We start from the raw sequence: 20,088 nt of genomic DNA, 5'->3' as shown, positions 1-20,088 counted from the left end.
ATTTGTTATAGGGGTATTATTTGTAACGGCATTTAAACTTATACTCAAAAAATAACAGGCAGGTTCTAAAAACTTTAAACTTGTGAACAAATGTACTTAAACTAATGGGTGCATTAGCGAAAGAAGCGACATTGAGGTAAGTGGCAGTTTAGTTGAAGAAGAAAAATTAAATATTAAGATAAAAACGCTCAGAATATTTTCTGAGCGTTTTAGTGTGTGCCAGGCATGCACACATTCTTTAGGGTTGAAGTCCCGAGCCACGAAGGCAGTAGTAGTGGTTAGCTTAAGACAAGGGTGTCTGGGGCGACCCAGAATCTGAAGGAAGTCGGCGGCAAATCTCCGCCCTTAGGAACACGAACTTCATCAGGCTAGGTATACTTGGGTGAGGTTGCATTACAAACTAAAACCCTTACTGCCAAAGGGTATACAAAGTAAATGAAGTGGGGACATGGAGAGGAAGAATGTGTGCTTACCCTGGGAGGTCTGATAGAAATGCGGTGCACACGCCGTAACCGAACATGTAAGTGTTCGCTGAACTATCAGAAGTCAGCCGAAGCCGTAGTACTAGATATTTCTAGGATATCTAGGAAGGGCTGAATCATTTAAGAAGAATTGTCGCTTTGCGTACGCAAAACTTGATGAAGCAGAAACATGTAAACCTTCCTAGTGGAGGAAACGGTGAATCCCGCGGGGGACATTAGAAGGGCTGAAAGTTATTGCCACACAAGAAGAAGGAACAATTCACGTAGGAGTAAGATATCATGTTGGAAAGAATTCTATCACGGGAAAACCTAATACTCGCACTTAAACGTGTTGAGCGAAATAAAGGAAGTCATGGTGTGGATGAGATGCCTGTACAAAACCTACGAGCGCATATCATGGAACACTGGACTTCCATTCGAGGACAACTCGAAGAAGGTACCTACTATCCTCAACCCGTTCGTCGTGTCGAAATCCCGAAACCAAACGGCGGAATGAGGAAGCTAGGAATTCCTACCGTGTTAGACCGATTCATCCAACAAGCAATCGCACAGGTTCTTACAACCATTTATGACCCAACCTTCTCAGAGCACAGTTATGGTTTTCGTCCAAATAGACGAGGCCACGACGCAGTAAGAGAAGCAAGAAGCTATATCAAAGATGGCTATCGGTGGGTTATCGATATGGATTTAGAGAAATTCTTTGATAAAGTACATCACGACAGATTAATGCGAACGTTGAGCCAACGAGTCAAAGACGCGAGAGTGCTTAAACTGATTCGCAGATATCTCCAAGCTGGTATTATGGACGGTGGGATTGTACAGCCGAACATGGAAGGAGCACCTCAAGGTGGACCATTAAGTCCACTACTTTCTAATATTGTTTTAGATGAACTAGACAAGGAATTAGAGAAAAGAGGACTTCGCTTCGTCCGTTATGCGGATGACTGTAATATCTATGTCCGTTCCAGGAGAGCTGGTTTACGAGTGATGAAAAGTATTACTGAATTTATCGAAGGAAAACTAAAGTTAAAAGTAAATGAACAGAAAAGTGCAGTAGACCGCCCATGGAAACGTAAATTCCTTGGATTTTCTTTCACTTTCCATAAGGTGAACCCAAAGATTCGGGTCTCTAAAGAGAGTATCAAACGGTTTAAACACCGTGTCAGAGAACTAACCTCCAGAAAGAGATCTATGAATATGAGGGATAGAATCGAAAAGCTAAATCGATATTTAGTAGGCTGGCTTGGTTATTATCAGCTAGCAGAAACACCTACCATATTTGAAGCTCTAGATGGCTGGATAAGAAGAAGACTTCGAATGATACGCTGGAAGGAATGGAAGAAAGTCAAAACAAAATACAAGAATCTCATGAAACTTGGAATTAAGAAAGGAAAAGCGTGGGAATGGGCAAATTCAAGGAAGGCATATTGGCGTATAGCCAAGAGCCCCATCTTGTCTAGAGCCCTTGGCAACCAATATTGGTTAGAGCAAGGGTTGAAGAGTCTATCCAAGCGATATCAGACCATGCGTTGGACCTAAATGAAACCGCCGTATACGGAACCGTACGTACGGTGGTGTGAGAGGTCGGGGGTTAGTCACCCCCTCCTACTCGATTTGCAGTTTATAATGCTTTTCTAAAGCCTGCTGAATAAAGAATGTACAATATAATGATTTTTTTTGATTGTATGTTCGATAATATATAAGAGTTATTCAGTTATTCAGTAAAACAGTTGGATTTGTTTTGCTGTTCTTTTATAATTTTTCACTTTTACAATAGAACTTGATCCTAATCAATTTTTATTTCATAGAAACATCCTATACTAGAGTCATCAACAAGGAATACAAATGAAAATGAAATTGGAGGGAATCAACATGCAAAGATATATATTAAGTAAAAAGAATTCCATTACACTGATCAGTGCAATTTTGATTGCACTTGCATTCTTCGGACGATTTTCCTTAGACAACATGGCCATTTTCAATTGGTCGCTCATCATTGCATCTATTCTTGGTGTAGCACCAATTGCGATTCAAGCCTTTCAGGCATTAAAAGTAAAAGTTGTCAGTATTGATGTTTTAGTTACCATTGCAGTAATTGGGGCAGTATTGATTCAAAATTATGAGGAATCAGCCATCGTTACTTTCTTATTCTTATTTGGTTCTTACTTGGAGCAACGTACCTTGAACAAAACACGTTCTGCCATTAAAGAATTAACAGAGCTGGCACCAGAAAGTGCTTTAAAGCAAATGGAAAATGGAGAATTTGAAGAAGTTGATGTCGATGATGTAGATGAAGGTGACATTTTATTAGTCAAAACGGGTGCAAAAGTCCCCGTAGATGGAACCGTGTTAACAGGTGAAGGTCACATCAATGAAGCAAGTATTACCGGAGAGTCTGTTCCAGTAAGCAAAAGGGTCGATTCTGAAGTATTTGCGGGAACAATCTTAGAAAATGGAACGATTCAAATTCGATCTGACCGTGTAGGGGAAGATACAACATTTGGTAGAATTATCGAATTAGTGGAAGAAGCACAGGATTCCAAATCAGAAGCAGAGCGGTTTATTGATCGATTCTCTAAATATTATACACCAGCTGTTTTAGTCCTTGGTTTTATTGTTTGGCTATTCTCAAAAGATATTGAACTAGCTATCACGATTCTTGTTTTAGGATGTCCAGGTGCATTAGTTATCGGGGTTCCTGTATCCAACGTTGCCGGTATCGGAAACGGTGCACGTAATGGTGTCCTCCTAAAAGGTAGTGAAGTTATCAATGACTTTAGCAGAGTAGATACTATCGTTTTTGATAAAACGGGAACATTGACAGTAGGAAACCCTGAAGTTGCCGAAAAAGAATTTTACGGCAACAACACTGAAGAAATTCTAGGATACTTAGCAAGTGTGGAGCGCGAATCGGACCACCCACTAGCAAAAGCTGTCTTACAGGATATTGGCGAGACAACTTTCTATACTGTTGAAGAAACCGAAGTCGTTAAAGGTGGCGGAATTGTAGCAAAAATAGGTGTTCATCGTATAGCCGTTGGTAACGTAGCTTTAATGGAAAAAGAAAATGTGAAATTAAGCGAAAAAGCTAAAAAAGACGTCGAACGCTTTGAGAAAAATGGGAATTCTCTTGTGTTAACTGCGGTTGACGGAGAATTAAAAGTTCTGATGGGTATTCGGGATCAAATCCGTCCAGGTGTTAAAAAAGATCTTCAAAACCTAAAAAAACTTGGAGTCAAAAACCTAGTCGTTCTTTCAGGGGACAACCAAGGAACCGTAGATTTAGTTGCTCGAGAACTTGGATTAACAGAAGCACACGGTCATATGCTTCCAGAAGGAAAATCCGCATATATTGAAAAAATGCAAGCAAAAGGCCAACTCATTGCCTTTGTCGGTGACGGAGTGAATGATAGTCCTTCATTAGCCTTAGCAGATATCGGAATCGCAATGGGAAGTGGAACAGATGTTGCAATTGAAACATCGGATGTCGTTTTAATGAATTCTGACTTTAGTCGTTTACCACACGCATTAGGCTTAACAAAATTAACTTCAAGAAACATGAAACAGAACATCACCATAGCAGTTGGTGTGGTATTAGTCTTACTTGCTAGCCTACTATTTAGTGAATGGATGAATATGTCAATCGGGATGTTGGTTCACGAAGCAAGTATCTTAGTAGTCATCTTGAATGGTATGAGATTGCTTCGATACCGTTTGAGAGGATAAATTTAATAGAAAGCGGTCTTGACGAATGATAAAGGGGAAGTATTCAGGTAGGAAGAACAAAATACTCCCCTACTTTTTTCTTAAAACTTGATTTGCGTCAATTTCATTTCGTTGAACCGCAGCTATACTTAAATTGTAAAGAAGAAGAGGGAAAACAAAAAAGTCAAAGATAAGATGAAAGGAGAAATAATTCATGCAAAAAGCAGTTATTCAATTAGAAACATTATCTTGTCCATCTTGTATGCAAAAGATTGAAAATGCGGTGAAAGGATTAAATGGGGTTAATCAAGATAGCTTAAAAGTATTATTCAATGCCAGTAAAGTAAAAGTAGATTTTGATTCAGAAACGATCACCGTTAACGATATCAAAAAGGCAATTGAAGACTTAGGATATCCCGTTGTTAAATCAAAAGTAAAATCTGCCTAAGACAAACACACATAACAAAAATTATATATAGAAAGAGGGAAATAATAATGTCTGAACAAACATTTAACGAAGTAATAACAAACCATTTTGAAAAACTGGATTTATACACTACTGCGATTACACGGGCCCATGGTAAGAACCATCCAGAAGCCTTTGAAGTACGTGAACTATTTGAAAAACTCAGTAAAAAGGTAAAAGATGCTGGTGCAAACAAACCAGACTTGGATGTTGAATTTGCTCAGTTACGAAAAATCACAGACAACTACGCCATTCCTGGAGATGTATGTGAAACATATGCAGGCACCTACGAAATGTTATCAGAAGTAGACAAAGCATATCAGGCTTAAAAGTAACCCAAAAACAAAAGAATAAATTGGTTTACGGTCGTTAAAAAATGAAGGGAGAAATGATTTATGCAAAAAGCAACGATTCAATTAGAAACCTTATCTTGCCCATCTTGTCTCCAAAAGATTGAAAATGCGGTGAAAGGAATAAACGGTGTGAATCAAGATAGCTTGAAGGTAATGTTCAATGCTAGTAAAGTAAAAGTAGATTTTGATTCAGAAGCAGTCGTTATTAACGATATCGAAGAGGCAATTGAAGACTTAGGATATCCTGTTGTCAAATCAAAGGTAAAACCTGCTTAATCGAGTGAATAGAAAGGAAGCCTAAGATGCCCTCTTAGGCTTTTTATAAAAAGGAGAGGTTATTTTGGAACAAAACCAATGTTGTCATCACCAACATGGACATGCAGAATGTATTCGTATTGTTCCCATTTTCAACCATCTGGAAGACTCACAAATGGATTTGATTGCGGAATCTGCCAAGACACTTCATCTACAAAAAGGGGAAATGTTATTCCGTGCAGGTGAGAAAGATGATACCTTATATATTATCAATTCAGGTAAGGCTCGGATTTACCGCTTATCGGATTCTGGAAAAGAACAACTTGTTCGCATTTTAAATCCCGGTGATTTTACAGGTGAAGTCGCCATTTTCCAACCTGGAAGTATTCATGAGAACTATGCGGAAGCACTACAAAATACATCCATTTGTTTAATTAAACGAGAGGATTTACAAGAGTATTTGGTGGAATATCCGCAGATCTCATTAAAAATACTGTCAGAAGTAACGATGCGTTTGAAGGATTCTGAAAAACAAACCACACAAGTAGCGATTGAAAATGTAGAAACCCGCATTATATCCTTTTTAGCTGAGAATGTTGAAAAGGGAAGTGGCAATAGTCCAACGATTATCTTACCAATGTCCAAAAAGGATTTAGCCTCGTATCTTGGTACCACACCAGAAACAATCAGCCGTAAATTTACTACTCTAGAAGAACTTGGATTGATTAAACAGTTACCGAAAAAGAAAATTAAAATAATGGATTTAGATCAATTGTTACTTCATACTGAATAAATATAAGAGAGTAGCGTGCCATCATCTAACGGGTTAAGTTTAATAGTACAAAACATAAAATAACAAACCTTTTAGCAATCCAATTAGCATATAAAATGGATTGCTAATTTTTGTTGGTTTAACAATGTCTATCTACAAAAAAGAAAGAAAAATGGCTCCTTATTTGGCACTTATTTTACCAAGATGACATAATTTTGTGTCAACTTCATTATTTAGCAGAACAACTCCCTAATAACTTAGCGAATTCCTCTGATAAATAGCTAAGGAATTGGAAATTTATGTTAAAATTATAATTTGGATTGTGAATTAGTGTACTTAAAGTAAATGGTGCATTAATTCAAGAAGGATTAACGCTATTTTACATAGAAGTTATTGTACTAAAGGCGCAGTTTAGTGAAAGATTCCCGATTGATTTTTGTTCATCAATCGGACCATTTAACTTAATAAGGGGATTTCTTAGAACTCAAAACAATTTCAGTTAAGATATGCTTCTTGATGAATCCCATGTATCAGAAAATGCATAGAAGTCAAGCCTTGTAAAGGAACGTGCGTTCCTTTATATTTGTATCTATAGAGCTTATAAATGAATTAAATTCGTTTGAAAGTAGGTAGGTATACAATGAAGATTGACACACCCAAGATCCCTGAAGATCTAACGGAGAGAAGATTTACAGATATTTTTTACGAAGAAGATCCTGAATTTGAAATGTGTATGGTTACCGATTCAGAATTTGCCAACGAAGCACTTGATCGAGTGCGACTATATAAAACAGTGATTAGGAATTGTAATTTCACAAATACGGATTTTAACCGAATTGATCTTACCGATGTGGTTTTTAAGAATTGTGATTTATCCAATGCTGATTTGGGTAATGCATCCATGAATCGAGTTGAGTTTCTTAATTGTAAGTTGCTAGGCAGCAACCTAACAGAGTCTTATATCGGTAATACAAGATTTAGGGAATCAATTCTTAATATGGTTACGTTCGGTAACTCAAAACTTGAAAAGGTGATTTTTGATGATGCTGCGTTAGAAAGCGCTGACCTTTTTGACTGTAAGCTTAAGAAAGTAGAATTTCTTTCATGCAATCTTAATGGCGCGAGCTTTGAAGAGACACCATTAAAAGGAATCGATATAAGCTCATCCGATTTTGATTCTTTAACTGTTTCAATAGAGAACTTAAAAGGATGTATAGTATCAACGTCTCAAGCGATACAATTTGCTTTGTTATTAGGTCTAAAAATCCGACAGTATTGATTGATATTGTTTAATTCACTTTAAACTTTAACTTCGTACTTTGATTTTAAGTATCTTAAAATGCCTTATAAAGGCTTTGTTTATCATAAAAGGCAAAATTAAATTTTGATGTAATTATGGAAAGTTATATACATGCTGTCTTACTAACAATGTATTGATACTATAATAATTGAATATATTAAATGAGAGGTTGAAATAGATGACGAATTATCAAGTCATTGATTTAGAAAGTTTTCCAAGAAGAAACTATTATGAGTATTTTATGGGGATAGACACAACGTTTGAAATGACAGTAAAAATTGATGTTACGCGAGCAGTTAAAAAATGCAAAGACGAATCTATAAGTTTTTATGCTTACTCCATTTTTAATTTGACTAAATCGGTTAACAAGATTCCGAATATGAGATATGCCCACATAGATAAGCAATTAGTAGAATGGCAAGAATTAGCGCCAACGTTTACGAACTTTAATCAAGAAACAGAGTTATTTTATAGTTTATGGCTGGAAGGATTAACAGATTATAAATCAGTTGACCGTGATTACAAAAAGCTTATAAAAGACTATGCAAACACAACAGATATCGCACCAATGGGAAATGTTCCGCAAAATGTGGTGAATATTTCATCAATTCCTTGGATGCATTTTGAACATTTTTCATCTCATCCAGGAGCTATCAAAAATAATTTAACACCAATGATTACCATTGGGAAGTACGAAAAAGTTGGTTCACAGTTGCTAATGCCAGTGAATATTAAGGTTCATCATGCAACAGTAGATGGCTATCATGTGACGATATTTTTTGAAATACTGCAACTTGAAATGAACCGTTAACTTTTAGGAGAAATAGGGTTGTAAGGCAAGCAACGAGAGTGTGCTATCGCTTGAATCGTTTTGAAAATTTAATTCTTTGAACGCTTTTAGCAGAAATATTAAAAAGCATTTAATTTTCAAGCCATAACTATTCAACTAAAAGGCGCTTTTCTTGAATAAGAAGGCGTCTTTTTGATATGGGCTACACATAAAGGGATTAGATTTTATAAGGTTGAAATACTGTGAATTTTTTTAACTTAAACTATCTGGTGTGCTTCTTTAAATGGAATGCTCTTTTCGTATCCAATTAAAAGGAAGTAAAGGATATTATTATATTAAAGATGGTTGCTCTTCTATAATAGGTGTAGAAAGCTTTAATACGATATATGCTACAATATTAAAAAAGGTAAACTTTGGAGACACACCACTGCAATAAGACTTATAACGAAGTTAGGTTCTTGATATATCCCGTCAAGGACATATTATGAAACAGTGCTTTAATAAAGGAGTTGTATACAATGGATGAAACAAAAGATACAGAAATAAAACGCTCTTCAAAGGCAGAAAATATTCTAGCTCAGATTAATAGTAAAACGAAGCTAGGCGACTTACGGAAAATCGCGAAGGATATTAAAAAAGATCACGAACTAGCTATGGAACTTTGGTCAACCGAAGCGTTTTTGCCCAGACTATTAGCAATCTTAATTATGGACAAAAAACTTCTTTCACAAGATGTGCTAAATAAGCTTGATAAGGATATGCAGACTCACACTTTTGATGAGCGAAATAACTTAATGGATTGGTTAATGGCTAATCAGCTCACCAAAGACAAGAAGAAAATTGCATTGATGGAGTCATGGGAAAATAGCCCCTCTGCTCTTCAAAGGCGAGCTTTCTGGTATTATCAAGGGCGATTGAGATGGACTGGACAAACACCACCTGATAACACCGCAGACTTGCTATCTGCATTAGAAGCTAATATTGCGCAGGAAGAACCGGAAGTTCAATGGGCTATGAATTTCACCGCAGGCTGGATAGGTGTTTATGATGAAAAGAATCGTGCACGTTGTATTAAACTAGGTGAGAAAACGGGTCTTTACAAAGATGAAATAGTAGCAAAAGGATGTACTCCCAGCTATTTGCCGGAGTTCATTACGATTGAAGTTAACAAACGACATAATAATTAGTTACCTCTGAAAAATTTATTAGGGTTTAATAAAAAAATAAAGGAATTCAAAGCCAGGATCTCAATAGAGGTCCTTATTTTTGTCTATTGTATTCTCTATAAGTTACTAAATTGCAATACTATTGACACGCAGTCAGTGAGCGCTCCAGTGAGAATTGTGCGTTCTATCGCACTTTTTCAATAATAACTCTCCCACATTTCTATTAATTACTTAAAGGAAAACACTTTATTAATAGGAACATTTGTTCTATAATGAAGGTGATTAGAAAAAGAAGAAATAACGGACTAGCATTCGTTAATCGTTTTATCTTTGTACCATCAAAGTGAACAGGGTTGTAAATCGAACGAAAAAGTCTAAAAGCCAATGTGTATTTTAGACGAGGAGGGATTGAATGACCAATAACAACGTAACATTTGAAGAGATTGTTGAACAAAATGAGCGAAGAATTCACTATCATATCCATCGATTAAATATTAGAGACACCGAACAGGAGTTTTTTCAAGAGGGTTTAGTGGCGATGTGGAATGCATACGAGAAGCATCAACCAGATAAAGGCCCATTCGCAACATACTTCAACTATATAATTCGCAACCGTTTGATAGATTTAATACGTAAGACAAATAGAGAGAAGGAAAAGCAGATACTTTTGAATATTGAACAGAAAAGACTTCTCCATAATGGAAATTGTTATCGTAGTCATGTTATTTCCTATCCAATGATGATAGCTGAAAAGCCGATAACTGATGAGATTTTTTGGGGACATGTGAAAAAACAACTTACCGGAAATCAATGGAAATGGGTAAATTATTTTATTATCGAGAACATGTCTGTTAAAGAAATTGCTGAACAAGAAGGTGTTTCGATTGAGGCTGTAAAAAGCTGGGGAAAAGAGGCTAGGAGGAAGTTAAAATGTGGAGTCGCTAGATGTTAGTAAAAGGATATATAGTCTAGTGGGTAACGTATTGAATTACTAAATTTTAAAAATAATAAGTGCTTTACAATAAATCAAGCCTGTGGTATCTTGAAGACAGAAAACTTCATCATTATTTTTACGCTAGGGGAGCTGTGAAAGCGGCTGAGAAGAACTGGATTGTTCTGACCCTTTGCACCCGAACTAGATAATACTAGCGTGGGGAAGTGTAGTCGATCTGTATATCTTTCTATTGATATCGATATATACATGTAGACTGCATTCCCCAGGGATGTAGTTTTTTTGTTTGGAAATATATATAACAAGGAGGAATTTACAATGGTACATCAAACTTGTACGGAAAGTGATATTGCAGGAGCTAGTTTTTCAATTCATCCGATGAGTGACCAGTTTATCGAGATTATTAAAGGTGCTTTAGAGGAGGCAGATACATCGAAAGTTCATATGGATACAGACGATGTAACAACAACTGTAAGGGGCAAGCTGACACATGTTTTTGATGTGACAAAGGCGATATTTGCTCATGCAGCAAAAAGTGGGAAACATGTTGCATTTGAAGCTACGTATTCATTAGGATGTCCTGGGGATTCAAAGGGGGAGGCTTATTTGGCAGAAGATGAGATTCCTCTGAATGCAGAGCATGTTAAACATATAAAGCAGCGGGTTGCAGCAAAATTTTCCTTGTATCCATTGGGCGGCGGTAATTATATGGATGTAATTTACAGTCAAATTGAGGCAATGAAGCAATACGTAGATGTTAGTCACGCCCATTATGCTACACGATTAGATGGTGAAGCGATTGCAATATTTGATGGATTGGAAAAAGTGTTTAAAGCAACCGTTGAAGGCGGCTCAAGTCATACGGTAATGACCGTTTCGATGTCAGCGAACAGTCCATCCCATAGAGGAACGAATCAAAATGAATAATTGGCGCTTTAAAGAAATTGTTGTATTAGCAGCCTTGTCCGTTGTGTTCGCAGTCGTCTATTTAGCTTTTTTGCCAGTTGGAGCAGTCTTAGTTGGTTTCTTTGGACCAATTGGCTATGACTTTATTTTTGGTATTTGGTTTATTGTTTCGATTATTGCAGCCTACATTATACGGAAGCCTGGGGCCGCATTTTTATCTGAAACGATAGCAGCTATGGTCGAAGTGTTAATCGGAAATGCTGTTGGACCAATGCTCATTGTTACTGGAATGATTCAAGGTATCGGTGCGGAAGCTGTATTTGCAGCAACTAAATGGAAGAATTATTCGACTTGGGTATTAATGGCAGCGGGAATGGGATCAGCTATCACCAGTTTTATTTATGGTTATTTCATGAGTGGCTATGCTGCTTTAGCTACAGGCTATGTTCTAGCAATGTTCATTATTCGACTAATTAGCGGAGCATTGATTGCTGGATTATTAGGAAAGGCATTGAGTGATGGACTAGCTAAAACAGGTGTGTTATCAAGCTTTGCTTTAGGAAAAGAATATCGGAGGAAAAATGCGGCATGAGTTTAATGGTAGAAGTAAAGCAATTCACTTTAAAATTTGAATCGAATCCAAAGGGGGACACCCTGTCCAATTTGAATTTTCGTCTAAATCATGGTGAAAGCTTATTGCTATTAGGTCCTAGTGGCTGCGGAAAAAGCACATTAACGTATTGTCTGAACGGACTATATCCTCGCGAATTAGATGGAGAAGTACATGGAGAAATTGTCATTAATGGAAAAACAGCGACAGCATATCGTCCGGGCGAAATTAGTCAGCAAGTCGGAGTTGTTTTTCAGGATCCAGAGACACAATTTTGTATGCTGACTGTTGAAGATGAAGTTGCCTTTGGATTAGAGAATATCGGCATTCCGCATGAATATATGGAAGAAAAAATTAACCATGTTCTAGAATTAGTACAGTTGCTTGCGTTTAAAAAGTCTGCAATAAGCTCACTTTCAGGAGGGCAGAAGCAAAGATTAGCACTTGCATGTATTCTTGCATTAGAGCCTTCTTTATTAATTTTAGATGAACCAACAGCTAATCTAGACCCGATTGCAACAAAGGATGTGATTCAGACCATCCAATCGATACAAGAAAAAACAAATTGCTCTCTTATTATTATTGAACACCAGCTGGATGGCTGGACAGAGCTAACAAATCGCTGTCTTTTATTGAATCGGAACGGTGAGATATTTTATGATGGTGATTTAAGAAATGCCATTGCGTGCAGGCTAGAAGAGTTGGAAGAACAAGGTATTTGGCTACCGAAAGTAACGCAATATTTCTTGAAAAACAGACCGCAAACAGAGCGGGAATTACCACTTACCGTAGGAGAGATAAACCCTTTTTCATTATTCGAGAGTAAAAGCGTGAATACAGCAAGTATTCCCTCTGAAGCAGGTTTGCCCTATGTAAAAGCTTCTCATATATCATGGAAGGTAGAACAGCAACCAATTATTCACGATATATCGCTAACGCTTTACCATGGTGAATTTATTGCAATTGTTGGGGCAAATGGCAGTGGGAAAACTTCTTTTTCTAGAATTCTAGCAGGTATTCAGCGGCCTACAAAAGGAAGCGTTTCTATAAAAGATAGAAAGATTGGAAGTTGGAAGGAGTCACAGTTACGGGAAGAAATCGGCTATGTTTTCCAGAATCCTGAGCATCAATTTATTGCAAACACGGTTTATGAAGAAATTGCATTTAGTCTTCGCTTAAAAATGGAAACGGAAGCAACAGTCAAAGAGAAAGTACAGGCAGTATTAGAAACATGTGGATTATTGCACTTACAACATGAGCATCCCTATACATTGAGCCAAGGACAAAAGAGACGTTTGAGTGTAGCAACAATGATTGTTGATGATCAGCCATTTCTATTGCTGGATGAACCAACTTTCGGACAAGATGCATCTTCCAATGCTCAGTTGATGGGACTATTACAAGGAAGATATAAATCGGGAGCAACAATTGCGATGGTTACACATGATATGGAATTGATTCATGATTATGCAACGAGGGTTCTAGTTCTCCACAAAGGCAGACTTGTTGCAGATCTCGCACCAGCGGAACTATGGGCGCAGCCAATAGAAAAATTGCATGATTGGCAGCTTGCATTACCAATTCAAGTTCAGATTCAGAACTGCTTAAAAAAGGAAGGTGATTATGCTGCTCAATCATCTTAATCCAAGCATAAAAGCACTAACAGTTTGTATATTAGTTGTACATTTGGCATTTGTATTTGAGCCGATGACCGTGTTTTTATTTTTGATTTGGACAATTGCGGCAACCTTTATTTTCGGTAAGGTAAATTGGAAAAAATATGTTCTCTATTTTCTTCCCTTTTTTATTTTTGCAATCGGAATGCTCTGGACAACAATTGCGTTTGCAGATACTTCGGAGCATACAAATAAGGTTATCAACATGCTCGGACTAACGTTGCCACTTGATTCATTTCTCGTTGCTTTGGCTCTTTCGCTGCGAATATTAAATGTTGCGGCACTATCCTTAATGTTTATTTTTACAACCAATATGGTTGATTTTATTTTAAGCTTGATCCAGCAGTTAAAACTTCCACCTAAAATTGCTTATGGAGTTTTAGCGGGATATCGATTTTTACCAATGATGAAGGATGAAATTAAAATAATCCATGCTGCCCATCAAGTCCGTGGTGTTAGCCAAGGCAAATCATTAAAAGATAAATTTTCAAAATATAAACGCTTTGCAATTCCGTTGCTGGCGAGTGCGATTCGAAAAGCGGAAAGAACAGCTGTTGCCATGGAATCAAAAGGATTTACAGGTGATCGAAATCGAACCTTTTACCGTCAGTTTTTTGTAACAAAGCGTGATCTTATTCTTCCTGGAATTCTACTCTTCGGATTTTGGGGAGCTTGGTTTTTATAAACTTTAACCCGTAATCAGTCTAATTGATTACGGGTTCTTTTTAAAATTCATGAGATTAATTATATAATTCCAACCAAAATACTTGTGATTGAAATGGAAATCAGTTATATTTTAAATTAGCATTTCTTTGAAATAGTGTAAAAATTGTCGACATGTAACTGGGGGGGAGTTAGAAATGAGAAATTATAAAAAAGGATTTTTACTTTTCATCGTAATTTGTATGATGGGCGTGCTAGTTGCTTGTGCGGATGAACCAGGTGACGCAAATGGAACATCAGGAGATGAGCAGGAAGGTGCTGGAGGAGATTTTGTTATTGCCACTATATCTGATGCAGTGACACTGGATCCAGCAGGTTCGAATGATGTTCCATCACGTGATATACAATTTAATATCTTTGAGCGACTGATTAATCAGAATGAACAAATGGAATTGGAGCCAGGGCTTGCAGTCAGCTGGGAAGCGATTGATGAGACAACATGGGAGTTTCAATTACGTGAAAATGTAACATTCCATGATGGTTCAGCTTTTAATGCAGAAGTGGTAAAAGCAAATATTGATCGTTTGCAAGATCCGGAAGTTGGTTCATCTTCCTATAGTAGATTTGAAATGATATCCGAAGTAGAGGTGGTCGATGATTACACTGTACGAATTATAACGGAGTATCCGTTCTCACCATTGCCATCGAATTTAGCTCATGGCAGTGCTGGAATCGTTTCGTTAGAGCAAATTAAAGAAGACTACGAAGCAATGGAAGCAGGAGAAGATCCAGGAAGTGTTGTGAATCAGCATCCAATTGGAACAGGTTATTTTAAATTTGATGAATGGGCACCAGGTCAGCATGTTGTCCTTGTTAATAATGAAGATTATTGGGGAGAGGAAGCGGCTAAACTTGATTCCGTCACATTTAAAGTTGTGCCTGAAGATTTAACGAGACTTGCAGAGTTAGAGACAGGGGATTCGCATGTTACAAATCCGTTGAGTCCTTCTGATATTGCCCAGGTAGAGGGGAATGAAGAATTAACTGTCGTACGGCAGGACAGCTTAGGAATTGAGTTTCTCGGATTCAATGTTGAGAAAGCGCCGTTCGATGATGAACGTGTTCGACGTGCGATTGCAATGGGGATTGATAAGGAACAAATCTTAGAAGGAATTTATGACAATATTGGGACGCCGGCAAAAAGTCCGTTATCACCAAATGTGTTTGGCTATGATGATTCCATTTCAACGACTGATTACGATCCTGAAGGTGCCAAAGAATTGTTGGCAGATGCCGGATTCGAAGATGGTTTATCAGCCACAGTTTGGACAAATGATAGCCGTGAACGCATTGATATTGTAACCAACATTCAATCACAGCTCGCTGAAATTGGAGTTGATTTGGAAATAGAGGTATTTGAATGGGGTGCTTATTTAGCTGAAACAAGCGATGGCGGGCATGAAATGTATGTGATGTCATGGAATAACGGAACAGCAGATGCGGATAATGGTCTATTCCCATTATTTCATTCCAGTAATGCGGGTACAGGTGGAAACAAGATGTTTACTCGATATGATGAATTGGACGAAACTCTAGAAAAAGCAAGACAAACGGTAGTAGAAGAAGAGCGCCTTTCTCTGTATACAGAAGCACAGGAGTTTTTAACTGAAAAGACACCAATGGTTTACTTAGTGCACCCAGAATATTTATTAGGTGTACGTAAAGAAGTTAAAGGTTTATCGATGACACCAGGTAAAACCTTGCTGCTCAAAGATGTTTATATTGAAGAATAAGTTAGGAGGGAGCATTCAGCATGGAAACATATGAAGCATTGTCATCCTTTGAAAATTTAAAAACGTCTTATCCAGATTTATATAATCAGATTAATTCTATTATAAAAGAAGTTATTGCATTAAGAAGAGACTTTCGAAAGCATCCAGAGCTTGCCTTTGAAGAAACCCGTACAGCTCAGATTGTGGCAACAAAACTGCGTGATTGGGGCTATCAGGTAACGGAAGGTGTTGGAAAGACTGGTGTGGTTGGCATCCTTAAAGGTGAAAAAGAAGGACCTGTTGTGGGACTCCGTGCGGATATGGATGCACTTCCAATGATGGATGAAATTACAGCTGATTACCGAAGTTTAACAGATCATGTTGCACATACATGTGGGCATGATGCTCATACATCGATTCTATTAGGCGTTGCAAAGATTTTTGCGGAACGAGGCTTGAAAAAAGGGACGTTAAAATTAGTTTTTCAACCAGCTGAGGAAATTGGTGAAGGTGCAGCTGCAATGATTGCAGATGGTGTACTGGAAAATCCAAAAGTGGATATGATGGCTGGTCTGCATGTACATCCAACCATAGAAACAGGACAATTTGGAATCACAGAAACGGAATTCAGCTGTGCAGCAATGGATCTATTTGAACTGGAAATAAAAGGAAATGGCGGACATGCAGCACATCCGCACCGCACAATCGATCCTGTTGCAATTGCGGCGCAAGTTATTACAGCACTTCAGCAAATCGTCAGCCGAAATACGGATCCACTTGATTCTGTAGTTGTTAGTATTGGCCAAATCCATGGCGGGACGAAATCAACCATCATACCAGATTCAGTAACACTTAGTGGAACTGTCCGGACATTGAACCCTGTAACAAGAGAAGCGGTTGCTAAAAAAGTCCGTTCAATTGCAACGACTATTACGGAGGGGCTTGGCGGCGAATGTGATGTGAATTACCGTTTTGTAACGCCATCGATTAAAATTGATAAGGATTTACGTGGATTATTTGAAGAAACGATTACGGAGCTATTTACAAGCGATGCTATCGTATACAAAAATCCATCCATGGGTGGAGAAGACTTCGCTTATTATTCACATGAGATTCCAGCTGTCTTCTTTAACTTAGGGACAAACGGGGGTAATGCTGAAACAGCATATTCCAATCATAATTCACGCTTCGATGTGGATGAACAGGCTTTTGTTTATGGAATTGCAGCACTATTTCAATTGGCAAGTAATTATTTGGAGCGAACCGACGAATGATTAAAAAGGTATAAAAAGAAAAATCCGAGCGAATTCAAAATCTAATAGGAAAATTTTTGAATTATGTTCGGATTTTTCTAGACGCTTTTCTCCCAGCCTCTTCTTCATTTTATTGAGAAATACACATCAGATTAACTGGATAATCGATCCATGGATTGCGACTGCCTTGAATTTCATAGATAGCAAGGTTGTGATGACTTTTATAAATGTCGGGTGGAAAATAAAATTTTCATGCCATTTTAGAAGCAGGGATACATCTATTTCTTTTTTATGCGAAGCTTCAATTTCATCCGTATATTTTAGTGGAAAATAGAGCATGGCTCGAGCAACTGCATCTTTTCCGTATTTCGGTTCAAACTTTTTATCCAATGATTTTCCACGGGATTTCTTTACACCCTGGACGGAAATCAGTTCTGGATTGTAGTCGCAGAAATCATGGTATCGTCATCGCTTCCTTCTTACCGTAAAGGAGTAGCTTTTGTATGTGCAGATCGCGGTAGCCGTAGTTTCATATAGCCGACAAAAGACAAAACTAGCATACCTATTAAAAACGCAATAAAATATGGAGAAATCACTTCACGAATAAGCCCGGTTACAAATGAACTGAAAATCATTCCCAATGAATAGACCGCCGACATCACCCCAAAAGCACGGCCATGTCCTTCCCTTGCGACAGCATCTGTTACTGCTGTGGCCATTGCCGGCATTATCACCCCAAAAAAGAATCCCATTAAAAATAACAAAAGCGTTAAGGCTGTAGTCCACTCATTTAAAAGTGCAAACAGAGTCATACACATCCCAAATAAACCGAAAATCAGCCTTTTCACAGGAGCAAATCGATTAATAAAAAACAGAGATAAGGAAAAAAATGTTCCAATACCCATAAAACTGAACATTTTACCTGTTGTGACGGTAGATAGTCCTTTTTCCACCGATAAATAAGGAATTTCATAGATGATCACACCATGAATGTACATCACAGCAAAGCCTGTCAGAAAAACAACATGCAAACCCGGATTTGCCAAAACCTGAATAAGACTCAATGACTGATTTCTTTTATTCACTGTGACTGCTTGTCTATCTTTTAGAAAAAACATGGTATACACAGCCGTTATAATCAGTGCTGCCCCAATAACAAAATAAGAATTGGCGTATCCGAACATAACTCCAAGCTTTCCACCAATCAGTGGAGCAATAATACTTGCGATTGTACCGAGAATCCCATTCACAGCCATGTTTTTCCCTTGCTGTCGGCTATTTCCTGCATATCCTGAAAGTAGTGCCATTGCTGCTGGAATCAAAAAGGCTAATGAAAATCCATTTAATGCCCGCAGTAGTAATAATTCTGCAGTGTTAGCCACTAAGCCATGAAAAATAAACAAACTACCCGATACAAGCAATGGAAGCGTAATAAATATTCGCTTCCCAAACCTGTCAACAAGTGGACCTGCAATTAAATTTCCTACTAGATTAGCGAACTGAGCGGCACTAAGCATAATTCCAATCAATACACTGGACGCTCCAATCATTGCAGCATAAGGAGTGAAAATCGGTGCTTGAATACTCATGATCAGGCTGATTAAAAACATAATGACAAAAATGTGTAATTTGTCTGCGGTTACTTCTCTCAATTTTTCCACCTCGAAAACATTGTATGCTCCAAATGAAAAAATAGACGGAAAAAAGGGTCAGCCCTTTAGCTCATATATAGTATTTAAACCTTTTGCCTCGCTGAATAAAATTATGCTATATTATAATCAGATTTTTCACCTCAAGAATATCTACTCAAAACTCTCTAAGACGCGATAGCATGGCAACCATTCCGCTACTAATTAAAGAAGATTCCTCAAAATCTACCAACACTGGACATGACCAATTAAACAAAGACTCTTTAATACATTCTTCAAAGAGAATTTTTGAGATAAGGTACCAGACCCGTTATATAGTAAAGCGTACCAATAGACAGTATATTTGGTAAGTTTTTAAACTTGGAAAATGGTTATCAAATTATTATTGAGTACATCCTTTATCTATATCTTTCCGAATAATCTAATCTCTGCTATGATTTATGTAAAACAAAAAGGAGCCTTTAACATGCTTGATTATAATAATTCGATAGCGTTGCATATTCAATTGAAGAATATTATTGAAAAGAAAATTGAAGAAGGAATATTTACCGGGCAAATACCAAGTGAAAGGCAATTTATGGAGGAATATCATGTTAGTAGAAGTACGGTTAGGGAAGCTATTAACCTTTTAGTTCGTGAAGGAGTATTAGAGAAAAAGCATGGAAAAGGTACATTTGTTTCCTTAAAACCAATTCAAGATTGGCTCGGTAATCTAAGCAGTACAACTGATACGATTATGCAAATGGGGAAGAAGCCAGGAGCACAGTTAGTTACGCATTATTTGACGGAAACCACACCATATATTCAAGAAAAAACTGGTCTCAAAGATGCTTACTTTATAAAACGAATTCGCTTTGCTGACGATATGCCAATTGGTGTGGAGCGACATTATTATCCAATCGAAATAGGAGTAAAATTAATTAAATACGACCTCAATGATGCAACATTATATGATTTGCTGGAAAATCATTTAGGAATTAGACTAGCAGAAGCCGAGCAGACAATTAGCGGTGGAATTTTTTTAGATGAAGATAGGGAATTTATGAAAATGCCGAATGGAACGAACGCGTTAATTGCCGAACGAATTATTAGAGATCGAAATCGTGAAATCATTGAATTCGAAAAAGCCTTTTATCGGAATGACCTATATACATTTAAAATAAACTTGTCTCGTAAGTTTGGCTAACAGGGTTCATCAAAAGTTGTATCACGTATTTGGAATAAGATTATTAGCAGGCATAATAAGACTTATTATCATTTTAAATAACTGAATTTATATAATATATTGAATTTAAAATCGGACTGTTTTATACTGATA

Annotated in this window: 19 protein-coding genes and 1 riboswitch; of the genes, 17 read left to right on the top strand and 2 right to left on the bottom strand. The window is 37.4% G+C overall.

Features of this window, described 5'->3' with window-relative positions:
* Positions 1-758: 758 nt before the first annotated feature.
* From ltrA to D1B32_RS15455, 16 genes are all read left to right on the top strand, one after another.
* Positions 759-2,021, top strand: coding sequence for a group II intron reverse transcriptase/maturase (gene ltrA / locus D1B32_RS15530; RefSeq protein ID WP_094887488.1), 1,263 nt, complete (start codon positions 759-761; stop codon positions 2,019-2,021).
* Between the two features lie 333 nt (positions 2,022-2,354).
* Complete coding sequence (locus D1B32_RS15525) at positions 2,355-4,208, top strand: heavy metal translocating P-type ATPase (protein WP_066189335.1); 1,854 nt, start codon at positions 2,355-2,357, stop codon at positions 4,206-4,208.
* A gap of 193 nt (positions 4,209-4,401) precedes the next feature.
* Positions 4,402-4,635, top strand: a complete 234-nt coding sequence (locus D1B32_RS15520; RefSeq protein ID WP_066189340.1) for a heavy-metal-associated domain-containing protein — start codon at positions 4,402-4,404, stop codon at positions 4,633-4,635.
* Positions 4,636-4,682: 47 nt separating this feature from the next.
* Positions 4,683-4,982 carry an iron-sulfur cluster repair di-iron protein, ric gene (locus tag D1B32_RS15515; protein ID WP_066189342.1) on the top strand — a complete coding sequence of 100 codons (300 nt, stop codon included), beginning with the start codon at positions 4,683-4,685 and terminating at the stop codon, positions 4,980-4,982.
* Between the two features lie 66 nt (positions 4,983-5,048).
* Positions 5,049-5,282: a heavy-metal-associated domain-containing protein gene (locus D1B32_RS15510; RefSeq protein ID WP_066189344.1), complete on the top strand. Its 234-nt coding sequence runs from the start codon at positions 5,049-5,051 to the stop codon at positions 5,280-5,282.
* A gap of 64 nt (positions 5,283-5,346) precedes the next feature.
* On the top strand, positions 5,347-6,054 hold the full coding sequence (locus tag D1B32_RS15505) for a Crp/Fnr family transcriptional regulator (protein WP_066189347.1): 708 nt from the start codon (positions 5,347-5,349) through the stop codon (positions 6,052-6,054).
* A gap of 619 nt (positions 6,055-6,673) precedes the next feature.
* Positions 6,674-7,312 (top strand): pentapeptide repeat-containing protein, encoded by a 639-nt coding sequence (locus tag D1B32_RS15500; RefSeq protein WP_095311055.1) that lies wholly within the window; start codon positions 6,674-6,676, stop codon positions 7,310-7,312.
* A gap of 199 nt (positions 7,313-7,511) precedes the next feature.
* Positions 7,512-8,144 (top strand): CatA-like O-acetyltransferase, encoded by a 633-nt coding sequence (locus D1B32_RS15495; RefSeq protein ID WP_118889818.1) that lies wholly within the window; start codon positions 7,512-7,514, stop codon positions 8,142-8,144.
* 497 nt (positions 8,145-8,641) lie between these two features.
* The gene (locus D1B32_RS15490; RefSeq protein ID WP_095311050.1) at positions 8,642-9,310 is read left to right on the top strand and encodes a DNA alkylation repair protein; all 669 of its coding nucleotides are present in this window, start codon (positions 8,642-8,644) and stop codon (positions 9,308-9,310) included.
* Positions 9,311-9,701: 391 nt separating this feature from the next.
* On the top strand, positions 9,702-10,241 hold the full coding sequence (locus tag D1B32_RS15485; RefSeq protein ID WP_095311048.1) for a sigma-70 family RNA polymerase sigma factor: 540 nt from the start codon (positions 9,702-9,704) through the stop codon (positions 10,239-10,241).
* Positions 10,242-10,356: 115 nt separating this feature from the next.
* Positions 10,357-10,463: riboswitch (TPP riboswitch) on the top strand.
* Positions 10,464-10,559: 96 nt separating this feature from the next.
* Positions 10,560-11,168, top strand: coding sequence for a YkoF family thiamine/hydroxymethylpyrimidine-binding protein (locus D1B32_RS15480; protein ID WP_095311046.1), 609 nt, complete (start codon positions 10,560-10,562; stop codon positions 11,166-11,168).
* The gene (locus D1B32_RS15475) at positions 11,161-11,739 is read left to right on the top strand and encodes an ECF transporter S component (RefSeq protein WP_095311044.1); all 579 of its coding nucleotides are present in this window, start codon (positions 11,161-11,163) and stop codon (positions 11,737-11,739) included. Before D1B32_RS15480 ends, D1B32_RS15475 begins: the two co-directional genes overlap by 8 nt.
* Entirely contained in the window at positions 11,736-13,400 is a 1,665-nt protein-coding gene (locus tag D1B32_RS15470; protein ID WP_118889817.1) for an ABC transporter ATP-binding protein, read from the top strand. The genes D1B32_RS15475 and D1B32_RS15470 overlap by 4 nt, the downstream gene beginning before the upstream one ends.
* Positions 13,381-14,118 (top strand): energy-coupling factor transporter transmembrane component T family protein, encoded by a 738-nt coding sequence (locus tag D1B32_RS15465; protein WP_095311041.1) that lies wholly within the window; start codon positions 13,381-13,383, stop codon positions 14,116-14,118. The genes D1B32_RS15470 and D1B32_RS15465 overlap by 20 nt, the downstream gene beginning before the upstream one ends.
* 175 nt (positions 14,119-14,293) lie before the next feature.
* A complete protein-coding gene (locus D1B32_RS15460; protein ID WP_118889816.1) occupies positions 14,294-15,889 on the top strand; it encodes a glutathione ABC transporter substrate-binding protein in 1,596 nt (531 codons plus the stop codon).
* Positions 15,890-15,909: 20 nt separating this feature from the next.
* Positions 15,910-17,142 carry a M20 metallopeptidase family protein gene (locus D1B32_RS15455; protein WP_095311037.1) on the top strand — a complete coding sequence of 411 codons (1,233 nt, stop codon included), beginning with the start codon at positions 15,910-15,912 and terminating at the stop codon, positions 17,140-17,142.
* Between the two features lie 126 nt (positions 17,143-17,268).
* Here the strand turns inward: D1B32_RS15455 and D1B32_RS15450 are convergent, their stop codons facing one another.
* Positions 17,269-17,511, bottom strand: a complete 243-nt coding sequence (locus D1B32_RS15450) for a hypothetical protein (protein WP_095311035.1) — start codon at positions 17,509-17,511, stop codon at positions 17,269-17,271.
* An 89-nt stretch (positions 17,512-17,600) separates the two neighbouring features.
* The gene (locus D1B32_RS15445; RefSeq protein WP_240033808.1) at positions 17,601-18,773 is read right to left on the bottom strand and encodes an MFS transporter; all 1,173 of its coding nucleotides are present in this window, start codon (positions 18,771-18,773) and stop codon (positions 17,601-17,603) included.
* Positions 18,774-19,236: 463 nt separating this feature from the next.
* On the opposite strand from D1B32_RS15445, the gene D1B32_RS15440 reads away from it, so the two are divergent.
* Positions 19,237-19,956: a GntR family transcriptional regulator gene (locus D1B32_RS15440; protein WP_095311033.1), complete on the top strand. Its 720-nt coding sequence runs from the start codon at positions 19,237-19,239 to the stop codon at positions 19,954-19,956.
* The last annotated feature ends 132 nt before the right edge of the window (positions 19,957-20,088 follow it).

This window comes from Oceanobacillus profundus (assembly GCF_003515705.1).
Taxonomy (GTDB): domain Bacteria; phylum Bacillota; class Bacilli; order Bacillales; family Amphibacillaceae; genus Oceanobacillus; species Oceanobacillus profundus.
The sequence above is the reverse complement of the archived record's forward strand: the minus strand, read 5'-3'. Positions and strand labels throughout refer to the sequence as shown.